This is a genomic window from Aeromonas sp. 3P (genome assembly GCF_051919745.1).
Classification (GTDB): domain Bacteria; phylum Pseudomonadota; class Gammaproteobacteria; order Enterobacterales; family Aeromonadaceae; genus Aeromonas; species Aeromonas veronii.
Window position 1 is genome coordinate 4004344 of sequence record NZ_JBQBED010000001.1, and the last position, 26127, is coordinate 4030470.

The 26127-nt window shown below is 53.6% G+C and carries 16 protein-coding genes; 12 read left to right on the top strand and 4 right to left on the bottom strand.

Translation table 11 applies throughout. The annotated features are described in order from the left end of the window. Positions 1-5 precede the first annotated feature (5 nt). Positions 6-2048, bottom strand: a complete 2043-nt coding sequence (locus ACTG19_RS18615; RefSeq protein ID WP_042080905.1) for a methyl-accepting chemotaxis protein — start codon at positions 2046-2048, stop codon at positions 6-8. Between the two features lie 294 nt (positions 2049-2342). Then, the gene (locus ACTG19_RS18620; RefSeq protein WP_042080906.1) at positions 2343-3425 is read right to left on the bottom strand and encodes an ABC transporter ATP-binding protein; all 1083 of its coding nucleotides are present in this window, start codon (positions 3423-3425) and stop codon (positions 2343-2345) included. Between the two features lie 558 nt (positions 3426-3983). On the opposite strand from ACTG19_RS18620, the gene ACTG19_RS18625 reads away from it, so the two are divergent. From ACTG19_RS18625 to pykF, 8 genes are all read left to right on the top strand, one after another. After that, positions 3984-5213 (top strand): extracellular solute-binding protein, encoded by a 1230-nt coding sequence (locus tag ACTG19_RS18625; protein WP_042080907.1) that lies wholly within the window; start codon positions 3984-3986, stop codon positions 5211-5213. 78 nt (positions 5214-5291) lie between these two features. Next, positions 5292-6596, top strand: coding sequence for a carbohydrate ABC transporter permease (locus ACTG19_RS18630; RefSeq protein ID WP_042080908.1), 1305 nt, complete (start codon positions 5292-5294; stop codon positions 6594-6596). Positions 6597-6608: 12 nt separating this feature from the next. Beyond that, entirely contained in the window at positions 6609-7460 is an 852-nt protein-coding gene (locus ACTG19_RS18635) for a sugar ABC transporter permease (RefSeq protein ID WP_042080909.1), read from the top strand. A gap of 22 nt (positions 7461-7482) precedes the next feature. Then, complete coding sequence (locus tag ACTG19_RS18640; RefSeq protein ID WP_047434901.1) at positions 7483-8682, top strand: glycoside hydrolase family 53 protein; 1200 nt, start codon at positions 7483-7485, stop codon at positions 8680-8682. Between the two features lie 63 nt (positions 8683-8745). Beyond that, positions 8746-10800 (top strand): beta-galactosidase, encoded by a 2055-nt coding sequence (locus ACTG19_RS18645; RefSeq protein ID WP_042080910.1) that lies wholly within the window; start codon positions 8746-8748, stop codon positions 10798-10800. A gap of 53 nt (positions 10801-10853) precedes the next feature. Further along, complete coding sequence (locus ACTG19_RS18650; protein ID WP_042080911.1) at positions 10854-11201, top strand: glucose PTS transporter subunit EIIB; 348 nt, start codon at positions 10854-10856, stop codon at positions 11199-11201. Between the two features lies 1 nt (position 11202). After that, the gene (locus ACTG19_RS18655; RefSeq protein ID WP_042080912.1) at positions 11203-12381 is read left to right on the top strand and encodes a glycoside hydrolase family 53 protein; all 1179 of its coding nucleotides are present in this window, start codon (positions 11203-11205) and stop codon (positions 12379-12381) included. A 44-nt stretch (positions 12382-12425) separates the two neighbouring features. Beyond that, the gene (gene pykF, locus ACTG19_RS18660; RefSeq protein ID WP_339581704.1) at positions 12426-13838 is read left to right on the top strand and encodes a pyruvate kinase PykF; all 1413 of its coding nucleotides are present in this window, start codon (positions 12426-12428) and stop codon (positions 13836-13838) included. Between the two features lie 436 nt (positions 13839-14274). Here pykF and umuC read toward each other — a convergent pair whose 3' ends face one another. Continuing rightward, complete coding sequence (gene umuC / locus ACTG19_RS18665; protein WP_160881878.1) at positions 14275-15534, bottom strand: translesion error-prone DNA polymerase V subunit UmuC; 1260 nt, start codon at positions 15532-15534, stop codon at positions 14275-14277. Then, the gene (gene umuD / locus ACTG19_RS18670) at positions 15515-15958 is read right to left on the bottom strand and encodes a translesion error-prone DNA polymerase V autoproteolytic subunit (RefSeq protein ID WP_025327594.1); all 444 of its coding nucleotides are present in this window, start codon (positions 15956-15958) and stop codon (positions 15515-15517) included. Before umuD ends, umuC begins: the two co-directional genes overlap by 20 nt. A gap of 163 nt (positions 15959-16121) precedes the next feature. Between umuD and brxF the strand changes: the two genes are divergently transcribed. From brxF to ACTG19_RS18690, 4 genes are read left to right on the top strand one after another with little or no spacing between them, the layout of a single operon-like run. Next, positions 16122-16763 carry a BREX-3 system P-loop-containing protein BrxF gene (gene brxF, locus ACTG19_RS18675; protein WP_156852402.1) on the top strand — a complete coding sequence of 214 codons (642 nt, stop codon included), beginning with the start codon at positions 16122-16124 and terminating at the stop codon, positions 16761-16763. 2 nt (positions 16764-16765) lie between these two features. Then, the gene (locus tag ACTG19_RS18680; protein ID WP_439975015.1) at positions 16766-20491 is read left to right on the top strand and encodes a DUF6079 family protein; all 3726 of its coding nucleotides are present in this window, start codon (positions 16766-16768) and stop codon (positions 20489-20491) included. A gap of 48 nt (positions 20492-20539) precedes the next feature. Continuing rightward, positions 20540-23320, top strand: a complete 2781-nt coding sequence (locus tag ACTG19_RS18685) for a DNA methyltransferase (protein ID WP_439989400.1) — start codon at positions 20540-20542, stop codon at positions 23318-23320. Between the two features lie 6 nt (positions 23321-23326). Then, positions 23327-26125 (top strand): DEAD/DEAH box helicase, encoded by a 2799-nt coding sequence (locus ACTG19_RS18690; RefSeq protein ID WP_438417121.1) that lies wholly within the window; start codon positions 23327-23329, stop codon positions 26123-26125. Positions 26126-26127 lie beyond the last annotated feature (2 nt).

Here is a 26127-nt window from a genome sequence, read left to right on the forward strand (position 1 = left end):
TTTGGTCAGGTATTTTGCAGAACAAAGCGCTGTACCAGAGATTGCTGCTGTGATGAGAGCTTTTGCAGTTGCCCGCCGGTATGAGCCACATTGCCCAGCACTTTTTGGTTTTCATTGGCAATAGAGCTGATATTGCTGATGTTTCTGGCTATTTCTGTACTGGTTTGGCGCTGCTGTAGGGCCGCTGTAGCGATTCGACTGCTCAGTTCGGCCACTGAGTGAAGACTGTCTGAAAGAGCGCCAAGCATCATTCGGGTTTGTTGACTGTCCTGGCTACATGCCTGCATTACTCCGTGGCAGCGGACAATGGTCTCGACCGCTCCGGTAACCCCTTGCTGCAGGGCCGCAATGTGCGACTGGATCTGGGTTGTTGACTCTGCGGTATGACGGGCTAGCTGGCGTACCTCGTCGGCAACAACCGCGAAGCCACGGCCGTGCTCGCCGGCTCTGGCGGCTTCTATTGCCGCATTGAGCGCGAGCAGGTTAGTTTGCTCTGTGACCCGCTCAATGATCTCAAGAATGCCACCGATATTGACACTCAAGTGATGCACTGACTCAATGGCGTGGCAGGAGTTGGTCAGGTCGTCAGCTAATCGACTCATTCGCTCTGCAGTGTGCTTACTCATCATGCTGGTCTGAGTGGCTTCTTTCGCCACCTGTGCCAGCGTCTGTTCGGCCATTTCAGCACTGGTTGCCACTTCTCGCGCCGAATAATCCATCTCCTCCATCGCGGCGCAGACACTGTTAGTTTCACTTCGCTGCTGCTCAAGCTGGCGGGTGGCGCTTTGTTGTGCGCTCAGGTTGAGCTCGGCCATTTCCCCGAGTGAACGGGCGGCATGTACCACTTGGCTGAGCATATTGCTCATCTCGTGTGCCAAAGAATTGATCCCTTCGCCTACTTGCCCCAGTTCGTCATGACGATCCAGCATGGCTCGCTGTGTCATGTCACCACGACTTAGTGAGAGCAGTGTTGTGAGCAGTTGTTGCATGGGTTTACGAATGGCGCGAATCAGATGCAGTAAAATAAGAGCGCTCAAACACAGTGAAACCAGTAGCCCAACCGAGAGCCCGATTTCCAGTTGCAACAGAATACCCTGGCTTTGTGAAACCCGCGCACTGAGCTGGGCGTCCACGATGTCATCAATGGCAGAGAGTTCTGCGAGCAGTGAGTCAACCATGCGGGTTGCTTGCTCGCTTTGATTGCGCAATTGTTCACTGCGCATAGAAAGTTCCAGGTGTTTTGCCAAGAGTGCTTGGGGGCCGGAGAGCAAGGCAAATACGCTATCTAGGGTGATCCCGGCACTTTGTTCAAGGTCAATATAGTCACCAAAGGCACTTTCCTGCGTGCGTAATTGCACTGAGAGTTGCTTGCGCAGTGCAGCCAGTTTCATCGCTGATGCGGTGAGTTGCTCAACCTTGCTGGCAATCAGCTGGGGATCACGTTGTTTGAGAGAGTCTGTCACACTACTTGTTTGTAGCTCCAACTCTTGTAACAGCTGATTTTTTGTAAGCACGGCAGGATGAGCCCCCAGTGGCGCAACCAATATATCCAGTTGTCCGCGTAATTTTCGAAAAGCACTATTGAGTCTGTTATCGCGGCTGAGCGTCTGCTGATGGGAGAGATTAGTGGCATAGTCAGTTGCAAGTTGCTTTATCAGTGCCCAGTACTGGCTCTGCTGCTCGTCCAGCGTCAAGACCTTCTCTTGTAAATCGGCATCACTGTTGGTCTGCTCTTTTAGACGCTGCGCGTCTTGCTGGTAGCTTTGTTGCCATTGCTGCATGAGGGCTATCGCTTTATCGATATCCTCCACAGAGGGCTGCAATAAGGCGACTCGCAGGCTCTTATCGAGAGAGAAAAGGTCACGCGTCACCGCGCGGCTCTGTACCAACGTCGGGGCAGTGTGTCCGGTAAGCTCATTGACTTGGGCTGCCAATCTCTGTCCGGTATAAAGCGAAAGCCCGACCGAGAGAATCAGCAATAAGATGATGGTAAGAAATCCCAGTGCGATGCGCTGAATAATGGAAAAATGTCGTTTTGATGTCTTCATTGTAATCAATTACACGGATTAAGAGTTATGACACTCGGTTGATTGATGACCGAAGACCTCTTCGGCGACTCGTTGCTGATGCGTCGCAACACGTCTATAGCGCGTCTTTTGATCGCCAGGAACTTCTTGTGTAACGTTTACACAATTAAGTGATTATTTTACACCGCCTAGTTCAGGACGAAATTACAACTCACCGGAGCTGAGAGATAGCTCTCATTTTCCTTTTAATAACAAATGAATAAAAAAAAGCCCCCGGCTCTGCTGGGGGCAAATCTGGCATGGCTTGTGATGAAATCAGTGGTTGATGCGTAATCCTTCTGCATCAAAAACGAGACAATGTTCGGGTGAGAAAAAGACATCCATCTTCTGGTAGGGGCTAAATGCGCTGTCGCCGGCAAGTAACAGTTTGAATCCATCGACGCCGCAGCACTGGCCAAACAGATAGGTACTGTTGCCCAGGCGTTCAACGACTTCACAGGTAAAAGTGAGGTGAATGCCTTGGCCGTTTGGCACAACATGCTCCGGACGCAGGCCCAGTGTCACTTCGCTGCCTTCTGCTACGTGAGAGGTGGCTATGGGCAAAGTCAGGATCTGTTGCTCACTGACTTGTACGGTCAGCTCATTTTCACTCCAAGCAAGCACTTTACCGGGCAGGAAGTTCATCTTGGGGGATCCGATAAAACCGGCGACAAACTTGTTGGTTGGTTTGTAGTAGAGTTCCATCGGAGAGCCCACCTGCTCTACCTTGCCGTAGTTCATGACCACGATCTTGTCTGCGAGGGTCATTGCTTCCACCTGATCGTGTGTAACGTAAATCATGGTGGTCTTGAGTTCCTGATGCAGCTTGGCGATATGTAGACGCATCTCCACACGGAGTTCTGCATCAAGGTTGGATAGTGGCTCGTCAAACAGGAACACCTTGGGGTTACGCACGATAGCTCGGCCGATGGCTACGCGCTGACGCTGCCCGCCGGAAAGTTGCTTGGGTTTACGGTCGAGCAAGTGGGAAAGTTGCAGTGTTTTGGCCACCATGCTGACCTGATGTGCGATCTCCTCTTTCACCACACCATTGACCCGCAGGCCATAGCCCATATTTTCGGCCACAGTCATGTGGGGGTACAGGGCATAGGATTGGAACACCATGGCCACCCCGCGATGAGCTGGGGCTACATCGTTGACCACCTGCTCATCAATCGCAATGTGGCCGTCCGAAATCTCTTCCAGACCGGCGATCATGCGCAGCAGAGTGGATTTACCACAACCGGAAGGACCGACAAAGACGGTGAACTCACCGTCTTCTACATCCAGATTCACATTATGTAGGGTCACATTGCTGCCAAAACGCTTGATCACATTGTTCAGTCTGATACTCGCCATGAGCTTTAACTCCTTGATAATAAATGCATTAGCTGCGAGTGCTGGGGCGGTCATACCCCTTCTGCGGCTTTTTTGCCCTGGGAGGGAGAAGGCGTTTCACACCGTTTCACTCTGTGGCTTTAGAGGGACTATATCAGGCTGGTGTAATCGGTTGCACAAAATGCTGTTTCTTTTGTGCATGAGATCACAGCCTTGATATGTGCTGCTGGCAGGCAGAGCAAGCACCGCTTACCGTAGAGGTATTCGGTGTAATCGTTACTTTTTTGCTGTTCCAGTGCACCCGAAGACCTGTGCCAAGCAAAAATCAAGTGATAGAGCGTATTGCTCCGGATCTGATGTATGGGATTAAACCATTTATTTTTCATTGCATTAGGTGGTGGTTAGGTTGTGTCGTAGAGGCCAGACCAGTCCGGCGTGAAATGTGGCTTTGCTTTGTTTTACACCCGAATTGGTAACAATCTTCAGAAGTTACACCGACTGGATGGAATCGTAACACTCACTTTACCTACGTGGTCTGACAAGACCTGCTTTTACCTGAGTTGGGGACAAGGAAATTATATGAAAATCAACAAATTGACTGCTGCAATGTTGTTGTCTTTGGGCGTTATGGGGTTGGGCCAGTTAGCCCGCGCCGCTGACGGTGAACTTCTGGTGTGGGAAGACATCAAGAAATCAAACGGCATTGAGGAGGCTGTCAAGGCGTTCGAAGCCAAGCACAACGTCAAGGTGAAGATCCTCGAAACCCCGTATGCCCAGCAGATCGAGAAGCTGCGCTTGGACGGTCCGGCCGGTATCGGTCCGGATGTACTGGTACTGCCCCATGATCAGGTTGGTACTGCCGTGGTGCAGGGGCTCATCAGCGAGATCAAGCCGGGGGCCGACTACCTTGCTGGTTTCACCAAACCTGCGGTGGATGCCCAGACTTATGAAGGCAAGCTCTATGGCCTACCCAAGGCGGTCGAGACCATTGTCATGGTCTACAACAAGGACTTGTTACCCAAGGCTCCTGAGAGCTTTGACGAGCTGATCAAGGCTTCCCAGACCCTGCGCGGGGAGGACAAATACGGTCTGCTCGCCAAGTTTGACGAGATTTATTACTCCTATGGTGTAGTTGCAGCCATGGGGGGTTATATCTTCGGCCAGAACCCCAACGGTTCGCCCAACGTCAAGGATGTGGGCCTAGCCAACCAGGGCTCGGTCGATGCAGTGAGTCTCCTCAAGCGTTTCTACAGCGAAGGCCTTTTCCCGGCCGGTATCGTGGGTGAGACCGGTGCTAACGCCATCGATTCCCTGTTCACCGAGAAGAAGGCCGCGGCCGTCATCACTGGACCCTGGTCGTTCCAGCCCTACAAGGATGCGGGAGTGAACTACGGTGTTGCCCCGCTGCCGACATTGCCCAATGGCGAGCATATGCGCTCTTTCCTCGGCGTGAAAGGGTACAGCATCTCTACCTATTCCAAGCAGAAAGAGTTGGCACAGCAGTTCATCGAGTTCATCAACCAGCCTGAGTACGCCAAAGTCCGCTTCGAGAAGACCGGCGAGATCCCGCCCCTCAAGGCGCTGATTGACGATCCGCTCATCAAGAATGACGAGAAATCCCGTGCCGTGGCCATTCAGGCCGGTTTCGCTACTCCGATGCCGAGCGTGCCCGAGATGCAAGAGGTGTGGACCCCTGCCAACAGTGCACTGCAGCTTGGCGTGACTGGCAAGCAGGATGTGAAGGCGGCACTGGAAGGTGCAGTCAAGAACATCAACATGCAGATCGAAGTCAATCACTCGCAGCAATAACACAAGTTGGGCACAGGCCCAATTCGGGCCGGGCGGCGTTCGTGGCCGCCCGGGCTCTCAATGGAAAGGAGGTACATTGTGGTTGTCGATTCCGGATCGCTTACCCAGATCGGTACAAGAACCCATCATGCCAAGGTGGCCGCCCTGCTCTCGCTGATCCCGGGACTCGGTCAGTGGTATAACCGGCAATGGGTCAAGGGCACCCTGTTTTTCATCGTCATGGCCTGTTTCTTCGGCGTATTCCATGATTTTCTATCTCAAGGGTTCTGGGGGCTGTTTACCCTCGGTACCGAGTTGCCCCGGGACAATTCCGTCTTCCTCTTGGCCAAGGGGGTTATCAGCGTACTAGTGGCCATCTTTGGTTGCGCCATCTATTTCTGGAGCGTCCGTGATGCTTATGTTAACGGCGATCGCCGGGATCGTGGCGTAGCGCTGACCAGTGTGCGTAAGCAATACCAATTGTTGCTGAGCGAAGGTTTCCCCTACCTGATGATCACCCCGGGCTTTATATTGTTGGTATTCGTGGTGGTGTTCCCCATCATCTTTGGTTTCTCCATCGCCTTCACCAACTACGATCTCTACCACACTCCGCCTGCCAAGCTGGTGGACTGGGTGGGGATGAAGAACTTCATCAACATCTTCAAGCTCGATCTGTGGCGTTCGACCCTGCTCGATGTGCTGCAGTGGACCGTGATTTGGACGCTGATCGCCACCACGCTGCAATGCACGGTCGGGGTACTGCTGGCTATCCTAGTCAATCAGAAGGATCTGCGCTTCAAGCCGCTCATTCGCACTATCCTGATCCTGCCGTGGGCAGTGCCCGGTTTTGTCACCATTCTGGTCTTTGCCGGCATGTTCAATGAGACATTTGGTGTGATCAACAATGGCATCCTGGCTGCGCTTGGCATTGAGCCCAAGGCATGGATGACAGATCCCTTCTGGACAAAGACGGCCCTAATCCTGATGCAAACCTGGCTTGGTTTCCCGTTCGTCTTTGCCATGACCACCGGGGTACTGCAGGCGATCCCGGATGATCTCTATGAGGCCGCCACTATCGACGGCGCCAGCGCATGGCACAAACTGACTACCATCACACTGCCTCTGGTGTTGTACTCGATCGCCCCGATTCTGATCACTCAGTACACCTTCAACTTCAACAATTTCAACATCATCTACCTGTTTAACAATGGTGGCCCTGCTGTGGCAGGCTCAAACGCGGGTGGGACCGACATCCTGGTCTCCTGGATCTATAAGCTGACCATGTCATCGTCCCAGTATGCGATTGCGGCGAGCATCACCATCCTGCTCTCTATCTTCGTGGTCGGCATCGCCCTGTGGCAGTTCCGTGCGACCAATTCGTTCAAACAAGACGACATGGTGTAAGGAGACCCTGCCATGAGTGTCAAACACAGTCTGAAAAAGCGTAATGCCATTCGCCTGACCCTGAGCTACCTGCTTCTAGCCATGGTCGCGGTTATCATCATCTATCCCCTGATCTGGACGGTTGGAGCCTCTCTCAATCCGGGCAGCAGCCTGCTCAATACGTCGATCATCCCGGAAAACTTCTCCTTTATTCATTATCAGGAGCTGTTTGACGGTCGCATCGACTATGCAGCCTGGTACTGGAACTCGATGAAGATCAGTTTCCTGACCATGGCGTTTACCCTCATCAGTGTCAGCTTTACTGCCTATGCCTTCTCACGCTTTCGTTTCCGTGGGCGGCAAAATGGCCTGATGTTGTTCCTGTTGTTGCAGATGGTGCCCCAGTTCTCGGCCCTCATCGCCATCTTCGTGCTGGCCCAGATGCTGGGTCTGGTCAACAGCCACCTGGCGCTGGTGCTGGTCTATGTGGGCGGCATGATCCCGATGAACACCTATCTGATGAAGGGTTACCTCGATGCCATCCCCAAGGATCTCGACGAGTCGGCGCGCATGGACGGGGCGGGCAACTTCCGCATCTTCATCGAGATCATCATGCCGCTCTCCAAGCCCATCATTGCGGTGGTTGCACTGTTCTCCTTCACCGGCCCGCTTGGCGACTTCATCCTGGCCAGCACCATATTGCGCACCCCGGATCAGTTCACCCTGCCCATTGGTCTCTACAACCTGGTCGCCCAGAAGATGGGGGCCAGCTACACCACCTATGCAGCGGGAGCTGTGCTCATCGCGGTGCCGGTGGCCATCTTGTACCTCTCCTTGCAGAAGTACTTCGTTTCCGGTCTTACCGCAGGTGGGACCAAAGGTTAATCCGTTAAACAGGACGTTCGACATGAAAATCAAGAAGACGCTGGTGATGGCGGCGCTGCTCGCCACCGGCATGTTGGGTATGCAGGCCCACGTCGTGGCTGCCGAAAGTGTGGTGGTGCAACCAGTAGCGGTACCGCAGGAGTTCATCAAGGGGGCCGATGTCTCCATGCTGGCCGAAGTGGAGAAATTTGGTGGCAAGTTCTTCGATGCCAGCGGCAAGCAGCAGGATGCCATGGCCATCCTCAAGGAGAACGGCTTCAACTACATCCGCCTGCGCCTGTGGGTGGACCCCAAGGATGCCGACGGCAAGCCTTACGGCGGCGGCAACAACGATCTGGCCGCAACGATCGAACTGGCCAAGCGTGCCAAGGCGCACGGCATGAAGTTCCTGCTCGATTTCCACTACAGCGACTTCTGGACCGATCCGGGTCGCCAGAACAAGCCCAAGGCGTGGCGCACCATGTCGGTCGAGCAGTTGGCGGATGCGGTCTATGCCCACACCAAGGAGAGCATGGACGCCCTGGCCAAGGCCGGCGTGATGCCTGACATGGTGCAGGTTGGCAACGAGATCAACGGCGGCATGCTGTGGCCGGAGGGTAAGAGCTGGGGCCAGAACGGTGGCGAGTTTGATCGCCTGGCCACCCTGCTCAAGGCCGGTGTGCGTGCGGTGAAAGAGCACGGCAAGGATATCAAGGTGATGCTGCACCTGGCCGAAGGCACCAAGAACGACACCTTCGTCTGGTGGTTTGACGAGATAGCCAAGCGCGAGGTGCCCTTCGATATCATCGGGCTCTCCTTCTACACCTACTGGAATGGCCCCATCAGTGCCCTCAAGGCCAACATGGATGACATCAGCAAGCGCTATGGCAAGGATGTGATCGTGGTCGAGGCCGCCTACGGCTACACCACGGAGAACTGCGACAACGCCGAGAACAACTTTACTGCCAAGGAAGCGAGCGACGGTGGTTACCCGGCCAGCGTACAGGGGCAGGCCGACTTCCTGCGCGATCTGATCAAGAGCGTGGTGGCGGTACCGGACGGGCGTGGCAAGGGAGTTTTCTACTGGGAGCCTGCGTGGCTGCCAACCCCTGGTGCCACTTGGGCTACCAAGGCTGGGATGAAGTACAACAACGACGACTGGAAAGAGGGCAATGCCCGGGAGAACCAGGCGCTGTTTGACTGCTCCGGCCATGTGCTCCCCTCGATCAAGGTATTCAACTGACCCGGTTTCAACCGATAGGGCGACCGGCCATGGCCGGCGCCCCCTCGTTTTAGGAGATGTGTGATGTTCAAGTTTCCCCCGCTCAGTGAACGGGTGCCCGCCCTGCTGCATGGTGCTGATTACAACCCGGATCAGTGGCTGGATGATCCCCAGGTGTTCGAGCGCGATCTCGAGATGATGAAGCAAACCCGCTGCAACGTGATGTCGGTCGGCATCTTCAGTTGGTCTTCCCTGGAGCCACAAGAGGGGCGCTATGAATTCGGCTGGCTCGATACGGTGCTCGATCGCCTGCACGAAAGCGGTGTGTCAGTTTTCCTCGCCACACCAAGTGGTGCTCGTCCGGCTTGGCTTTCCCAGCGTTATCCCGAGGTGTTGCGGGTCAGCAAGGAACGTGTGAAGGCACTGCACGGTGGCCGTCACAATCACTGCATGAGTTCGCCTGTCTATCGTGACAAGGTGCGAGCTATCAACGGTGCCCTGGCCGAACGCTACGGCCATCATCCCGGTGTCATCGCCTGGCACATCTCCAACGAGTACGGTGGCGAGTGCCACTGCGAGCTTTGTCAGGAGCGCTTTCGTGACTGGCTCAAGGCTCGTTATGGCAGCATAGAAGCGCTCAATCACGCCTGGTGGAGCAGCTTCTGGAGCCATACCTACACCGACTGGTCACAGATCGAATCCCCGTCTCCCATCGGCGAGAGCTCGATCCACGGCCTCAACCTCGACTGGAAGCGTTTCAATACCGCCCAGGTGAGCGATTTCTGTGCCGAGGAGATCAAGCCCTTGAAGGCGGCCAACCCGAGCCTGCCGGCCACCACCAACTTCATGGAGTACTTCTACGACTATGACTACTGGCAGTTGGCCAAGGAGATCGATTTCATCTCCTGGGACAGCTACCCCCTCTGGCACAACAGTGGCGATGACTCGACCCTGGCGGCGTACACCGCCATGTATCACGACCTGATGCGCACTCTCAAGGGAGGCAAACCTTTCTTCCTGATGGAGTCGACCCCGAGCCTGACCAACTGGCAGCCCATCAGCAAGCTCAAGAAGCCTGGAATGCATATCCTATCCTCCTTGCAGGCGGTAGCCCACGGCTCCGACTCGGTGCAGTACTTCCAGTGGCGCAAGAGTCGTGGTTCGGTCGAGAAGTTCCACGGCGCCGTGGTCGATCACGTTGGTCACATCGATACCCGGGTGGGCCGCGAGGTACAGGCACTAGGCGAGATCCTGGCCAAGTTGCCAGAGGTCGCGGGCAGCCGCGTCGAGGCCAAAGTGGCCATCATTTTCGACTGGGAGAGCCGCTGGGCCATGGACAATGCTCAGGGGCCGCGCAATGCCGGCCTCTTCTACGAGAAGACGGTAGCCGAGCACTACCGCCCATTCTGGGAGGCAGGGGTGGCGGTGGATGTCATCAATGCCGACTGCGCGCTTGATGGCTATGACCTGGTTATCGCCCCCATGCTCTACATGGTGCGCGATGGCTTTGCCGAACGGGTTGACGCCTTTGTCAAACGAGGCGGGCAGTTCGTTACCACTTACTGGAGCGGCATCGTCAACGAGACCGATCTCTGTCACCTGGGGGGATTCCCAGGGCCGCTGCGCCCGGTCCTTGGGATCTGGGCAGAGGAGATAGACGGTCTCTATGACGAGGAACGTAACGCCGTCTCGGGTTTTGCCGGCAACGAAGCCGGACTCTGCGGCCCTTACGAAGTCACTCACCTTTGCGATCTCATCCACCTGGAAGGCGCGAGGGCCCTGGCCAGCTATGACGGTGACTTTTATGCCGGACATCCGGCGGTGACGGTCAACGAGCACGGGACAGGTCGCGCCTATTACGTCGCCTCGCGAAATGATCTGGCGTTCCAACGCGACTTCTTTGGCCATCTCATCGAGACCCTGGCTCTGCCGCGTGCCTTGCCAGCCTTGCCGGAGGGGGTCACCGCCCAGTGTCGCACCGACGGTGAGCAGGTGTTCGTATTCGTGCAAAACTTCGCCAACGCCGAGCGCCTGGTCACTCTGCCGGGTGGTCACAGTGACATGGTGAGCGGTGAGGCGCTGAGCGATTTACTGGTGCTGCCTCCATTCGGCTGCCGGGTGCTGCGTCGCGCCTGTTGATTGCGGGGCGGAGCCAGTGGCTTCGCCCTCTTTTTTACGTTTAGGAGACTCAAATGGTCAAGATGCAGGACTTCAAGCGGCTGTTCGCCGCGGCCCTCGGCCACAAGGAGGAGAAATCGGCCGAGGCACCGCTCTCCGGGCTGGACGAAGCGGCCATCACCGCGCTCATCGCTGCCTTTGGCGGGCGCGACAACATCGTGGGCTTTGACGCCTGCCTGACCCGGCTGCGGGTCAGGGTCAATGCCTTGCAGCCGGTCGACAGCGAGGCGCTGCAGCGTCTCGGCGCCATAGGCGTCATCATCATCGGCGACGAGGTGCAGGCTATCTTCGGCAAACGCTCGGACAACCTGCGTCGTGATCTCGGTCAGTGGTTCGAACTGCACGAGCCGGAGCAGCACTAGGATGCGCCCCCCGCTGAGCTGGCCACTGTTGGTCATGCTGGGAGCCATCAGTGCAGGGGCTGGTGCCGCTCCTCATAACCTGGCCATCCGAGGGGCGGATGTCTCCACCCTGGCCGAACTCGAGCGCCTGGGCGTTCACTATCAAGACGGAACGCGGCAGGGGGATTTGCTAACCCTGATGCGCAAGCGTGGCCTCAACCTGGTACGCCTGCGGCTGTGGGTCGATCCCCGTTCGGCCAAGGGGGAACCCTTTGGTGGTGGCAACAATGACTTGGAAAAGGTGATTGCACTGGCGCAGCGAAGCCGGTCCCTCAACCTGCCCTGGTTGCTCGATCTTCATTACAGCGACTTCTGGGCCGACCCTGGCAAGCAGCACACGCCACGGACCTGGCGAGGCAAGTCGGATGCAGAGTTGGCGGCAATGCTGCACGATTACAGCGCCGCCGTGATACAACGCCTGCGCGAGGCCGGGGTGCCACCGCAAATGGTGCAGGTCGGCAACGAACTCAATAACGGCATGCTGTGGCCGCAGGGGCAACTACACCGGCAAGAAGAAGAGGAGGGGTTCGATCGATTAGCCCAGTTGCTCAAGGCGGCCATCGCCGGGATCCGTGCTGGCAGCGAGGGGGGTATCACCCCACGACTGATGCTACATCTTGCTGAAGGAGGGGATGAGGCTCAGTGCCTACGCTGGTTCAAGGCGATGCAGGTACGCGATGTGCCGTTCGATCTGGTGGGTATCTCCTTCTACCCATATTGGCACGGATCTCTGGGCGACCTCTCGCGCACCATGAACAGCCTTGCCACCCAAATCAGGCGTCCGCTGCTGGTCGTTGAGACCGCCTATGGGCATGACACCGTCAACCAGGACGAGGTTCGTAACGCCTTCGGTGAGCAGGAGGCCGTACGCGGCGGGTTTGCTGCGACGCCCGAGGGGCAACTAGCGTTTCTCGATGCACTGCGTGCTGCTATTGCCGCAGTGCCGGATCAGCTCGGGCTCGGGTTTGTCTATTGGGAGCCGGGCTGGATCCGGGTCCCCGGCGACAGTTGGGCCAGTCGCGCTGGCATGGCGTTCCTCGGGATAGATGAGCCCCTCGGCAATGGCTGGGAGAACCAGGCCCTGTTTGATCGGGAGGGCAGAGGACTGCCGGCGTTGGCCGCCTTTGTCCTGACCCGCTGACTATTTCACATTGAAGAGATGACAACAGCACAATGAAGATTGACATGAAAAAGACCAAAATTGTCTGCACCATCGGTCCGAAGACCGAATCCAAAGAAATGCTGGCCAAAATGCTGGACGCCGGCATGAACGTCATGCGCCTGAACTTCTCCCACGGTGACTACGCCGAGCACGGCAGCCGCATCAGCAACCTGCGCGCTGTGATGGCCGAGACCGGCAAGCACGCAGCTATCCTGCTGGACACCAAGGGTCCGGAAATCCGTACCATGAAGCTGGAAGGCGGCAACGACGTCGCGCTGGTCGCTGGCCAGACTTTCACCTTCACCACCGACCAGACCGTGGTTGGCAACAAAGACAAAGTGGCCGTGACCTATGCAGGTTTCGCCAACGATCTGCGCGTCGGCAACCGCATCCTGGTTGATGACGGCCTGATCGGTCTGGACGTTATCGAAATCACCGAGCGCGAAGTTATCTGTAAAGTACTGAACAACGGTGACCTGGGCGAGAACAAAGGCGTTAACCTGCCGGGCGTCTCCATCAAGCTGCCGGCCCTGGCCGAGAAAGACAAGCGCGACCTGATCTTTGGTTGCGAGCAAGGCGTTGATTTCGTTGCTGCTTCTTTCATCCGTAAGAAAGAAGACGTTCTGGAAATCCGTGAGCACCTGAAAGCCCACGGTGGCGAGAACATCCAGATCATCTCCAAGATCGAAAACCAGGAAGGCCTGGACAACTTCGACGAGATCCTGGCTGTCTCCGACGGCATCATGGTTGCCCGTGGCGACATGGGTGTCGAGATCCCGGTAGAAGAAGTGATCTTCGCCCAGAAGATGATCATCGAGAAGTGCAACAAAGCCCGCAAAGTGGTCATCACCGCCACCCAGATGCTGGACTCCATGATCAAGAACCCGCGTCCGACCCGTGCCGAAGCTGGCGACGTGGCCAACGCCATCCTGGACGGTACCGACGCAGTGATGCTGTCCGGTGAGTCCGCCAAGGGCAAGTACCCGCTGGAAGCCGTGACCATCATGGCCACCATCTGCGAGCGTACCGATGCCGTGATGCCGTCCAACCTGTCTGCTGCCAACGACAGCAACAAGCTGCGCATCACCGAAGCCGTATGTAAAGGCGCCGTAGAGACCTCCGAGAAGCTGGACGCCCCGCTGATCGTGGTCGCTACCGAAGGCGGCAAGTCTGCCAAGGCCATTCGCAAGTACTTCCCGAAAGCCTGGATCCTGGCTATCACCACCAACAAGAAAACTGCTGCCCAGCTGGTTCTGACCAAGGGTGTAGTTGCTCACGTGGTTGACAGCATCGCCTCTACCGACGATTTCTATCGCATCGGTAAAGAAGCCGCGCTGGAAATCGGCATGGGTCTGAAAGGTGACGTGGTTGTGATGGTCTCCGGTGCTCTGGTACCGAGCGGCACCACTAACACCGCCTCCGCACACATACTCTGAGCTGAAATGGAGTCTTTTAAGTCCCAAGGTGGATTTAACATTCTTATCTAACTTCTAGCTACTCAGAACCTGCGACGCACCATATCGCGGGTTCTGTATTTCAAGGGGGGGGACGCATATGTTATAAGTATGCGCTATCCTACCGTCTTGATCTCACTGCAAAAAGCATGGTTTCCCACCTTTCCCTCTTCTGCGAGGCTCTTTCATTTTACCTATGCTCCTGAAGCGCTCATACATCACAGCCAGTAGTACTTCATCAAATTTGAGCAACTAGTTCAGCACATATGCAATAGCAGATGAAGTGTAGTGGAGAGAGCTGTTGCCATGCTGGTCAAAGAAGGGCGATTACGCTTTGTTGGGCCGCGTAAGAGCGGACGTTGGGAGGTACTGGATCCTGACGTGTAACCACCTAGCCTCGCAGCTAACCGACTCAGGGCTACCTCGCCACCGGCAGGTCCTCCCAGCGTGTGGTGTAACAGGGGCTCAGGTGCTCTTGTCGCATCATCCACTCAGGCGACCCCGTGCCCTGGCTGGCAAAGCCTACGCGCCCCAATCCCTTGGCTTTGATCTGGTCCATCACAGCCATCAGCGCATCTGATTGAGCGGAGGACGGGGCAAACAGGTCAGCCTGTTGCTGCCCCTTGGGGGTGAACTCACTCAGCATGACACCTCCCTTCTGATAGCGGTAACCGTCGCGCCAAATCTGCGGTAGCAACACGTTCACTTGCTGCAGCAGCAACCGGGTATCATCGCTAGGGCAGACCAGCCGGACGCCAGCCTGCTCACTGTAGTAAGGGGCTTGTTCATCAAAGGGGCTGGTTCGCACGAACAGGTGCACCCGCTGGCAACACATCCCCTCGGCCCGCAGCTTCTCGGCTGCGCGAGCCATAAAGCCTGACAACGCTTGGGCCATTTCTCCACGGCCAGTCACGCGCTCACCAAAGGAACGGCTCGAGAGGATCTGCAGCTTCGCAGCCGGTTCAACGGTCAGCTCTGCGCAAGGCAGGCCACGCAGCTCCTGTACGATCCGCTCGACCACCACGCCGTATTGGGCGCGTAACCCTTTGGCATCGCTAGCCACCAGGTCAGCCACGGTGTTGATGCCTTGTGCCACCAACTTGGCCCCCAAGCGCCGTCCTATGCCCCACACCTCGTCCACCGGGGTGATAGCCATCAGCCGGGCACGGCGCAGCTCGTCACGCAAGTCCACGACGCCGCCCGTGGCAGGCCACTTCTTGGCTGCATAGTTGGCCAGCTTGGCGAGGGTCTTGGTGGGGCCGATCCCAACCCCGACAGTTAGTCCGGTCCACTGCCACACTCGCTGCCGGATCTGTTGTCCATAGGCTGTCAGGTCCCCGGCAAACGACTCCGACAACGCCATGAACGCTTCATCGATGGAGTAGACCTCCAGCTCGGGGGCCATGGTCTCCAACGTGCTCATCACCCTGCCAGACATGTCTCCATAGAGCGCGTAGTTGGAGCTGAATGCCACACCGCCATGCGCCTCGAACCGCTCGCGGATCTTGAAGTAGGGCCCGGCCATCTTGATACCCATCGCCTTGGCTTCGGAGCTGCGCGACACCACGCATCCATCGTTGTTGGAGAGCACCACGATCGGGCGGCCACGCAGCTCAGGGCGAAACAGCCGCTCACAGCTGGCGTAGAAGTTGTTTACATCAACGAGCGCTATAGCCATCACGCTGCCTCAGATTGCCAATCACATGGGTGACCACTCCGAACAACTCCAGGGAGAGGCTCATACAAGGGTCGATAGGCGCGAACGCCGGATTGGCTGGCAACAGCCGCAACCTCGGCTTGAGCTGCAAGGTCTTTACCGTGAAGCCGCCATCGAGTAGTGCAATCACCACATCACCATGGCGCGGGGTGAGGCTCTTATCGACCACCAGCAAGTCACCGGGAAAGATGCCGACCCCGGTCATGCTCTCCCCCTCGGCACGCAGATAGAAGGTTGCTGCAGGGTGCGCCACGCAGTGGGTGTTGAGGTCTAACTTCCCTTCCAGATAGTCGCTGGCTGGGCTGGGAAAGCCGCAAGAGGCGCGGTGCAAGAACAGCGGGATGGTCACCTCGGCGGGTGATGGGTCTGGGGTTAACAGCTTCATGGTAATAACACCTGTATTTATATACAGACATTATAGCGCGCCACCTTTGAACCAGCGCAAGTCCCGCATGCCACTGATGGCGTACCATGGCGCCGACAAATAACAAAGAGGTCAGTATGAGTCACAATCCGTGTCTCAGCCTTGATTCCAGTTGGGTGGTTATGTGGATCCCCAGTCAGTTGGAGAGCCGGGGCGATTCATAAAGACACGCTATCTCAAGGTTTCTGATGAGACAGACCAAGTTGAAATCGCTAGAATATGCCAATTTATTTGTGTCATTAAGCAGAGAGCGATGCTCGGGCAACCAATCCATGTAACAAGCGTATCTTCGGCATACGAGCTGCAAGCGGAAGCCAACAAGGCCCTGTTGAGAATGAGTGTCCAATCTAGCGCCTTGGTGCTAGTCATCAACTCACCTACACAAATCATCAGGTCTGCTCGTGAAACAGAAGGGCTGACATATCTTGAGCTTTCAGAACAGTTATGTGAGCGGCTGTTACCGCTATCATGCAATGACCGGTCTCGCCATGTTTCAGACATCATTGCTCAAATGCTGAATGGCATAGCGTCTGATGTTGTATGGCTAGACAGGATCCAAGTTTTGTTTGAGCCAACGTTGGAACTAGACCCACTGCGTCAGCTCCAGGATTTAGCTCGCCTCAAACCTATCGTGGCCATCTGGCCTGGTCAGATTACAGAACGATTTCTAACCTTTTCCGTCCCCGGACGGGACGACTATCAATCTTACTCTGCGAATGATTTGGCCAACGTGCCCATCATTCACGTTACCGAGCAAAGGGGATAAAAATGAAAAAGTACGGGGAGCTCATTCAGTTTGAGCCCGTCACCACCATCATCAAACTCAAAGAGTCGGCAGAACAGTCAAAGGCTCAACAGTTGGTGGCCTCATATGTCATCTCGGACAAAATGTCGCAAAAGCTGGCGGACATCATCATTCCTCAGCTTCAGTTTGACGAATCCGTTGATAACAAATCTCTCTGGGTGGTCGGTAACTACGGTTCCGGTAAATCACATTTGATGTCGGTGATCTCGGCCGTCGCCGAGTTTCCAGAATTGGCCCAATTCATCACTAACGACAAGGTGCGTGTAGCCGCGAACAAGATTGCTGGCAAGTTCAAAGTCATCCGCTTTGAAGTCGGTGCTAGCAAAAAAGCCTTTGCCGATATTGTCACCGACAACTTGACATCAGGCCTGGCTGAGATGGGTATCGACTACCAATTCCCGGCCATGGAGGAAATCTCATCCAATCACAAACCCTACTTTGAAAAGATGATGGCGCTGTTTCACGAGCGCTATCCCGACCAAGGTTTGCTGCTGATCTGTGACGAAATCCTCGATTACCTGCGCTCTCGTAATCAGCAGCAGCTGCCGTTGGATATGGCCATGATGCGTGTGATGGGTGAAGTGATCGATGGTACCCGTTTCCGTTTCATCTGTGGTGTGCAAGAAGCTATCTTTGATAGCACGCAACTTGCATTCGCCACCCAAGAAGTCAAACGCATCCGTGACCGGGCCGAGCAGGTGCTGATTACCCGTGACGATATCAAATATGTCGTCGCCGAGCGTCTGCTCAAAAAAGATGCCCAGCAACTGCATTGGATCCGCGAGTACCTGCAGCAATTCACCCCCTGCTTTGACCGCATGAACGAACGCCTCGATGAGTTTGTGCGCATGTTCCCAGTGCACCCTGACTACATCAATACCTTCGAGCGCGTGCGGGGCGCGGGTATAGAGCAACGCCAGGTACTGCGTAGCCTGTCGCGGCAGATGCAAGCCTTGATGGAGCAGGTGGTGCCTACCGATAAGCCTGGCGTGTTTTCTTACGACACCTACTGGGATGAGCTTAGAGGCGACCCGAGCGCCAAAACCAACCCGGAGATCGGTCAGGTTATTGAGGTCGGTGAAACCCTGTTTACGCGTATCGACCAAGCCTATCCCACCGCTACGGAGATCGATTTTGCCAAGCGCTTGGTCGCCGGACTGGCCATCCATCGTTTGTCCGTCGGCGATGTTTATAACGAGATGGGGGCTACGGCTGCCGAGCTACGTGATTCTCTTTGCCTCTATCTACCCGGTATCGAACAGTTGCCAGGGGAAAAGAGCAAAAACCTGGAAACCCAGATCGTCGCGGTATTGACCAAGATCCGTAAAACCGTCAACGGCCAGTTCTTTTCCAAGAACAAGGCCAACGATCAATTCTTTTTGGATTTGAAAAAGACCGAAGATTTTGATGCCTATATCGAAAACAAGGTGCCCTTGCTGACCGATGACAGCCGTAATGGTGCTTATCGTGAAGCCATGCTGCAGATCCTGGAAGAAACTGATACCCAGCAGCCTAATATTCAGATGTGGCGGCACGAGCTCAAATGGTTGGATCGTAACGTCAACCGCCCCGGCTGGATGTTCCTCGGCTCTCCCAATGAGCGCGAGACAGCCAAACCTCCGCTCGACTATTACATGTACTTTATTCAGCCCTATAACCCGCCCAAGCTGAAAAAAGAGTTTATCCGTAGCGATGAAGTGCTGTTTGTTTTGCAAAACGCCGATGCCGAGTTTGATCGTTGCTTGAACTACTACGCAGCAGCCATCGACTTGCATGCTTCGGCTACCGGTAACGCTAAGAATGTCTACAAACTCAAGGCTGATGGTTATCTCAAAGAGATGCAGACCTGGCTCAAGAGCCACTTCAAAGAGGCTTACATTGCCCAATATAACGGGCAAAACAAGCCGATGATGGACTGGCTAAAAGGCACCTCGGTGCGCAACATCTCCGGACTTGGTGATAGCCAGATCGGCAGTCTCAAAGATATCTTCGAAGCCGTTGCCAGCCATATTTTGGCCAATCACTTTGAAGCGTTGGCACCCGAGTATCCCAGCTTTAGCCAATGGATCACCTACGATAACATCGAAAGCGCAGCCAAGGATGCGTTAAGTGTCGTCTCCGGTGGGGCAGCAACCAAGCGCGCCAATGCCGTGCTCGATGCGTTGGAATTATTGGATGGTGATAAAATCGCTCCGCTGCAATCGCGTTATGCCCAAGCCGTTTTGGCCGTCCTGCAAAGCAAGCAGCAAGGGCAAGTGGTCAATCAAGCCGAATTGCTGGAGGCCATCAACTCCCGCCTCTACTTTAAGCCCGATAGCTTCCGCCTGGAGCCTGAATGGCTGCTAGTGCTGATCGCCTGTTTGGTTTACAGCGGCGAGCTCGAGTTGGTGGTAGTCGGCCACACCCTGACCGCCAGCGATGTGGTCAAGTTCAAGTCCATTGCCTTTGATGTGCTCAGAGACTTTAAACATATCCAGGCGCCCAAGGATTTTAATATCACCGCATTAAAAGCTTTGCTCACCCTGCTGGAGATGAATGATGGCCTAGCCACTTCGATCCAGCAAGGCGATGAAGGCGTGGTGCGGGAAATGTTAAAGCGCACTGAGGCGCTGATTAACGAGCTGGTCAAGGGGCAGCAGAGCGTTAAGGATCGCTTGCCGCTGTGGGGGCAATCAGTACTGGAAGAGAGCGAGGAGCAGACGCTCTCCACCCAGCTGAGCGAGCTGAAGAACTTTTTGGAAACCATTGCGCGCTACGACAAACCGGGCAAGCTGAAAAATCTTAAGGTGACGGCGGCTGACATCGCCACATACCAACAGATGCTGCAGACATGGCACAACTTTGTGCAGCTCAAAACCGTAGTGGGCGATCTAGCCCCCTTCTGCGCCTATCTCAAAGAGGCGCAGCAGGTATTGCCCGAATCTCACGCTTGGCAAGAGCAAGTCAAGCAGGCGCGGGATGCCCTACGCCAAGGTTTGGCCAACCCCTCACTGCGCGGTGATGACAGCTTTAAGGCCGCGCAGCTCAGCACATTGTCGGCGCTGAAAACCGACTATGCCAAATACTATGTTGAGCTCTATATGCGAGCGCGACTCGACGGCAACGAAGAGAAGATCAAAGCCAAGCTGTTGAATGACCAACGCTTGGCTGAGCTGGAGATCTTAAGCGGTATCGCCTTGCTCCCGGCCACACAACTGGCTGAGTGGCGTAAGGAGGCGGCGCAATTGCAAGCCGCCAAGCCTATCGACCCAAAGCTGCTGGCGATGAATGCCAACCCCATGGAGTTTAATGCTCGCCAAGAGAGCGGCAAGGCGCCAGCCAGTGAACAATTAAAGAGTCTGGAACAGCGGCTTGACAGCCTGCAAAGCGATTGGCTCAGTAACCTGAGCAGCCTGCTTGATGACCCCTTTATTAATCTGGATCTGCTCAAAGCCGAACAGGCACAGTTAATTCGTGATTTTATTCAGCAAGGGCAGCTACCTGACCCACTGGATTCCGCCTTTGTTCAGGCGGTCAATCTGGTTCTCGCCGGGTTGGAGGAGGTGCGAGTCAGCGCAGCCGAACTCGTGCATGCACTCGGTCAAGGTTTGCCTCAGGGCCGTGACGAAATCGCTGAACGCTTTAACCGCCTGCTCAGCAAACTCTGTCAGGGCAAAGACATCGCGAAAGTTCGCATCATCATCGATTAATCAAGAGTCGCGGGTGCGGTATAAACTGCACCCGCTATAGGAAGCACCATGCAGCAAGACAGCTTATTTTCCAGTGATTGCCCACAACAAGATCAGACGGCAGGCCCGGTGACCTGCTTGGGCAAAACTTTTGCCAACGATCAGGCTCGCCGTGATTATTTTTTAGGTCTGTTAGCAGAAAAGTTGCAAGATCCTGAGTTTCGGAAGATTGAAGGCTTTCCGATAGGTAACGATGAGGACATTTTAAATTTAAGCGATCCCCCCTATTACACGGCTTGCCCTAATCCTTGGATTGGCGATTTGGTGGCGGAATGGGAAACACAAAAACCAAAATGCGATGAGGAATATCATCGTGAGCCATTTGCCGCAGATGTTAGCGAAGGTAAAAATGATCCAATATATAATGCACACACATACCACACTAAAGTTCCACCAAAAGCAATAGCTAAATATATTCTTCATTATACCAATCCAGGAGACATTGTTTTAGATGGTTTTTCTGGTACAGGTATGACAGGCGTGGCATCTAAATTATGCGGAGATGTTTCTTTTATTCGGGAATTAGGATTTAACGTCGATAATGAAGGTTATATCTCGCAAGCTAACAATGAAAAAATTTCAAAAATCGGATTAAGAAATCCGATTTTAAATGATTTATCCCCTATCGCAAGTTTCATAACGCACACCTACGGTAAATTATTCAATATTGAAGGTTTTTATACAGAGGCATTAAATGCAATTTCAATACTTGAGGAAAGTATTGGCTGGATGTATGAAATGGATTCCGAGAGGGTTTTGAATGGCGTTTGGTCTGATGTTTTCCATTGTCCACACTGTACATCTGAAATTATTTATTGGAGTTCAGCTGTGGTCAGCGGGAATATTGAAAAAACGTTCAAATGTCCATCTTGTAAAGGGGTTGTAGGAAAGGCAACATCAAAAAATGATGGTGCTGCCAAATTGGAACGAGCTTTTGAATATATCTTTGATAAATATACAGGGACCACTGTCAAAAAACCAAAACTAGTATTGGTAGAACAGACAGTCAAGTCCGGTACGAAATCACAAGAAATAAAAATAACACAGGAAATATATAATGCGTTAATTAAAAAAATAGATGATTTACCAAAGCTATCCTCCGTTCCAGTTTGTAAGTTTGAAAATGGCCGACAGACTAATAAATTAATTAATGGCAGCGGAATCAGTCATGTCCATTGGATGTATACGCCAAGAGCACTATATGTTTACGGGTCTTTATGGAAGCTGGAATTATCTAACCCTGACTACACATCATTATTTAGATTTTGCCTTACAGGCATAAATAACTATATTTCCCGCAAGCAAGGCTACTTCGGTGGTGGTGGTGGTGTCGCAGGAACTTTATTTACACCATCAATTCATTTAGAAAGAAATGTATTTGATGTATTAAGACGGAAATTGAAAGGAGTCTCGAGTCTAAGTCGGAATATGACTGGTAATAGCTGTGTTTCAACGCAGAGTGCAGGTAAGCTTGGTTATATTAAAACAGATAGTGTTGATTATATTTTTATCGATCCACCATTTGGCGAAAATTTCCAATATGCAGAACTTAACTCTTTTGCTGAAGCGTGGATAAAAGTAAAAACAAACACACCAAATGACTTCGTAATGAATTATGTACATCAAAAAGATCATCTATTTTACATGCACTCTATGAGATCTGCTTTTAAAGAATTTTTCAGAGTGTTAAAAACAGGTCATTGGATGACAGTTGAGTTTTCTAATACACAAGCTAATGTTTGGAATGCCATTCAATCTGGACTTCAAGAGGCGGGTTTTGTTGTCGCAAATGTTGCAGCACTAGATAAACAACAAGGTAGTTTTAATGCGGTAACAAATACGACCTCTGTAAAGCAAGATCTTGTTATATCTGCTTACAAACCTGATAAAAAAATTGAAGAGAAAATTGCTTTAAATTCGGGGGAGGTTAGTATGGTTTGGGATTTTATTCGTTCACATCTAAGCTTTTTACCCGCATCTAAAAATAGTGGGGATCAGCTTCAAAAAATCCCAGAACGAGACCATAGAATTTTGTTTGATCAATTGGTATCCTTTTATGTTAGAAAAGGATACCAATTACCTATTGATAGCAAAGAATTTCAACTTGGCTTATTGGAAAGATTTATTGAACGAGATGGTATGTATTTCCTGCCGGAGCAAGTTGCTGAGTACGATAAGAAAAAGCTGATATCTGGAGAGTTGATGCAAGCTTCGATTTTTGTCAAGGACGAAGCTTCTGCAATTGATTGGCTTCGCCAGCTTCTCAAAAACAAGCCACAGATATCTGCTGATATTAATCCTCAATATATGCAACAACTCAGTGGCTTTAGTAAGCATGAAGTTACCCTAGACCTGCGCGAACTGCTAAGCCAAAACTTTCTCTGTTATGACGGTCAGGATGAGGTACCAGATCAAATACATAGTTATCTATCCAGTAACTGGAAAGAGCTGCGTAACCTGGCGAAAAATGATTCTTCCTTGATAGCCAAAGCCAAAGATCGATGGTATGTCCCTGATCCCAATAAAGCGGGTGACTTGGAAAAGTTGCGAGAAAAATCGCTGCTTAAAGAGTTTGAAGAGTACAAGGCAGCCAAGAAGAAGCTCAAGGTGTTCCGCATTGAAGCAGTGCGCACAGGCTTTAAGACACTCTGGGAACAGCAGGAGTTTGCCGCTTTGATCGCCGTGGCCGAGAAGTTGCCCAGCAATGTGTTGGAAGAGGATCCGGTACTGCTGATGTATTACGACCAGGCCGTGACCCTGAGTCAGGTCGATACCGACGATGAGTGGTAAACCGTCATGTGGCAGGTAGGAGACTGGGCCTGGAGTCAGGCCCATCAACAATATGTCAAAGTGATCGAAACCGCTGGCCTTTGGGGCCAGCAGTTTTATCGCGTCTGGTTGCAGCAACAAGATGTGGTGCTCAAGGTACCGGCTGTCGATCTCACCCCTCGGCCCGCACAGCCAGTGGTGACGGCTGAGGCATTCTGCTATCTAGCCACTGCCGCGAAAATTGCCAACGCTCAGCAAGAAGACACACTGTTAGCCCCGATCGAATCAAATGTGATCCCGCTACCACATCAACTCAAGGCGCTCACCAAGGCGATGAGTAAAAAACAGGTGCGTTATCTGTTTGCCGATGAAGTTGGCCTGGGAAAAACCATCGAAGCTGGGCTGGTGATGCGCGAGTTGAAATTGCGCGGCTTGGCCAAGCGTATTCTGGTCTGTGCGCCGAAAGGGCTGGTTAGTCAGTGGGTCAGCGAAATGCAGACTCACTTTAACGAGTCATTTCAGCTGCTGCTGCCCAGTGAGCAAAAATCGCAACATGATCAGGAGAATATCTGGTCGCGCCATGATCAGGTGGTCTGCCCGGTTGACAGTATCAAGCCCATCGAAAGCCGCAAAGGCTGGACACTTAAACAGCTAAATGAATACAACAAGTTACGGTTTGATGATCTGTTGGCCGCAGGATGGGATCTGATCGTCATTGATGAGGCCCATCGGCTCGGCGGCAGTACCGATCAGGTCGCCCGCTACAAGTTGGGTCAGGGACTGGCCGAAGCCGCCCCCTACCTGTTGCTGCTTTCCGCCACTCCCCATCAAGGCAAAAGCGATGCCTTCCATCGCCTGATGGCGCTTCTGGATGCTGAGGCTTTCCCAGATGTCGGCTCTGTGACCCAAGAGCGGGTTCAACCCTTTGTAGTCCGCACTGAAAAGCGGATCGCCATTGATGGCGAAGGCAAACCGCTGTTTAACCCCCGACAAACCGAACTGGTTGCGGTGGCTTGGCAAGATCAGCATGCCTTGCAGCGTCATCTCTACGAAGAGGTCACCGAGTACATCAAGGAGGGTTACAACCAGGCGCAAGCCAAACAGCAAAATGCCATTGGCTTTTTAATGATCCTGATGCAGCGCTTAGTAAGCTCCAGCAGTGCGGCCATCGCCCGCACCCTTGCTCGCCGACTCAATGTGTTGGAAAACAAGCGGGTTGAAGAGGAGTTGCCCCTTGCCTTTGCCGATGAGTGGGCCGATCTGGATGGTCAAGCCCAGTTAGATGAGTTATTAGCACAATGCCAAGCCTCGCTGGAGAATGAGAAGAATGATGTTCGCCGCCTACTGACGTTAGCGGAGCAGTGCGTCAGTGCCGAAAATGATGCCAAAGCCGAAGCGCTGCTCGAGTGGTTATACCGACTCCAGCAAGAAGAGGGTAACCCACATCTGAAGATGTTGGTGTTTACCGAGTTTGTGCCAACCCAAGAGATGCTAGCCCAGTTTTTTATTGAACGGGGGATCAGTGTGGTCTGTCTCAACGGCTCCATGGATCTGGCAGAGCGCAAAAAAGTGCAAGCCGCCTTTGCTAGTGACATCCGCATTCTGATCTCCACCGATGCCGGTGGTGAAGGTTTGAACCTGCAGTTCTGCCATGTAATTGTGAACTACGATATGCCCTGGAACCCGATGCGCATGGAACAGCGTATTGGCCGCGTCGACCGTATCGGCCAACGGCATATCGTTCGAGCCCTGAATTTCGTGCTTGAAGATACTGTCGAGCACAGGGTTCGTGAAGTTCTCGAGACCAAGTTGCAGATCATCCTGGATGAGTTTGGTGTTGATAAGACCAGCGATGTATTGGACTCCTCCGCCGCCAATCATTTGTTCGATGAATTGTTTATCGCTTCTATCACGGATCCTGCGTTAATGGATCAGGAGCTAGCCAAAGCCTTGGCTACATTAAGAGACGGCGCAGTCGATAAGCGGCAGCAGGATGCGCTGTTTGGCGGTGATGATCCCTTATCTGCCGACGACTATCGCCAAGCCCTGAACCACCCGCTGCCTTATTGGATACAGAGCATGGTTACCAATTACTTGCGTTGGCAACGCAGCATGCAGCAATCCGCGGATTTCATTGAGGATCAGGAAGGTGGACATACCCTAATCTGGCCTGATGGCACAGCATGGAGTGGCGTCACCTTTATGGGTAAAGAGGCCCAGCAACGACCCGAGCTTACCCATCTCACATTGGAAAATCCCAAGATCAGAGGGCTATGTAGCCAATTGCCGGTCTGGAGTGAAGCACAACCGATCCCCTGTGTCAGGGTAAAGTCGTTACCAGCGGGAGCCAATGGTTACTGGGCATTGTGGAGTATCCGCCTGGTGGCAGGCCAAGAGCGTCGCTGCCAATACATGCCTGTCTATATAAAACCGAATGGTCAGTATTATGCTACAGCGTCACAGCGAGTCTGGGATGCGGTCTGTAGTAAAGAGTTCGACATCTTGCCTCATGAGTTGGCCGCCGCACCGGCTGAACATCAGTCAGTCTATGCCCTGCTACATCAGGCAGCGCAACAGGAAGGCAAAGCGATGTTCGAGAGCATGTTGGCAGCCACTCAGGCCGATTTAGATAACCATTATGAGAAAGGCGAATACTCGTTTAACGCACGAAAACGCGCGATAGAGCGCGTTGGATTACCAGAGGTTCGTCAATACCGTTTGCGTCAACTTAATAGTGAATATGCACAGTGGCGTCAGGACCTGGACAAAAAGCGCAACGCGATTCCGGACATGATGCTGCACGCCGTTTTTGAAATTAAAGGATAAAT

Bases quoted from the DNA above. Each gene is read 5' to 3' on its own strand.
- umuD (WP_025327594.1), bottom strand. From the start codon at position 15,958: ATGAAGCTGTTAACCCCAGACCCATCACCCGCCGAGGTGACCATCCCG.
- ACTG19_RS18645 (WP_042080910.1), top strand. From the start codon at position 8,746: ATGTTCAAGTTTCCCCCGCTCAGTGAACGGGTGCCCGCCCTGCTGCAT.
- ACTG19_RS18625 (WP_042080907.1), top strand. From the start codon at position 3,984: ATGAAAATCAACAAATTGACTGCTGCAATGTTGTTGTCTTTGGGCGTT.
- ACTG19_RS18640 (WP_047434901.1), top strand. From the start codon at position 7,483: ATGAAAATCAAGAAGACGCTGGTGATGGCGGCGCTGCTCGCCACCGGC.
- umuC (WP_160881878.1), bottom strand. From the start codon at position 15,534: ATGGCTATAGCGCTCGTTGATGTAAACAACTTCTACGCCAGCTGTGAG.
- pykF (WP_339581704.1), top strand. From the start codon at position 12,426: ATGAAAAAGACCAAAATTGTCTGCACCATCGGTCCGAAGACCGAATCC.
- ACTG19_RS18615 (WP_042080905.1), bottom strand. From the start codon at position 2,048: ATGAAGACATCAAAACGACATTTTTCCATTATTCAGCGCATCGCACTG.
- ACTG19_RS18690 (WP_438417121.1), top strand. From the start codon at position 23,327: ATGTGGCAGGTAGGAGACTGGGCCTGGAGTCAGGCCCATCAACAATAT.
- ACTG19_RS18620 (WP_042080906.1), bottom strand. From the start codon at position 3,425: ATGGCGAGTATCAGACTGAACAATGTGATCAAGCGTTTTGGCAGCAAT.
- ACTG19_RS18655 (WP_042080912.1), top strand. From the start codon at position 11,203: ATGCGCCCCCCGCTGAGCTGGCCACTGTTGGTCATGCTGGGAGCCATC.
- ACTG19_RS18635 (WP_042080909.1), top strand. From the start codon at position 6,609: ATGAGTGTCAAACACAGTCTGAAAAAGCGTAATGCCATTCGCCTGACC.
- ACTG19_RS18685 (WP_439989400.1), top strand. From the start codon at position 20,540: ATGCAGCAAGACAGCTTATTTTCCAGTGATTGCCCACAACAAGATCAG.
- ACTG19_RS18650 (WP_042080911.1), top strand. From the start codon at position 10,854: ATGGTCAAGATGCAGGACTTCAAGCGGCTGTTCGCCGCGGCCCTCGGC.
- ACTG19_RS18680 (WP_439975015.1), top strand. From the start codon at position 16,766: ATGAAAAAGTACGGGGAGCTCATTCAGTTTGAGCCCGTCACCACCATC.